Annotated in this window: 1 protein-coding gene; it reads left to right on the top strand. The window is 39.1% G+C overall.

What is annotated here, in order from left to right; translation table 11 throughout:
• Window positions 1–353 (top strand): prealbumin-like fold domain-containing protein (locus FC90_RS09370; protein WP_162258689.1); only part of this gene is annotated, 353 nt, incomplete at both ends.

Below are 353 nucleotides of genomic sequence, written 5' to 3'. Positions count from 1 at the left end.
TCTGCCGAAGCAACTGACACTAAGTATGGTAAGCAATATGAATTGAAATACAGCCAAACAGCATTAGCTGGTGCTGAATTCGATATTAAAGCTACTGCTGATATTTATGCAGCTGACGGTACCTTAAAAGCTAAACAAGGCCAATTGGTTGATCATATTACCACTGGTAAAGATGGTAAGATTTCAACAAAACAATTGTTCCTAGGTAGTTATGAAGCAGTCGAAACAAAAGCACCGGCCGGGATTGCCTTGCTTGAAAAAGCTATTCCATTCCAATTAACATATGCCGGCCAAGAATTAGCAATTTCACCAAAAGCATTAAACGCTCAAGATAACAAACAAGCGGTTAAGGT

Origin of the sequence: Latilactobacillus graminis DSM 20719, from assembly GCF_001436415.1 — a bacterium.
Lineage (GTDB): Bacteria > Bacillota > Bacilli > Lactobacillales > Lactobacillaceae > Latilactobacillus > Latilactobacillus graminis.
This window is presented reverse-complemented; position numbering and strand designations above follow the sequence as displayed.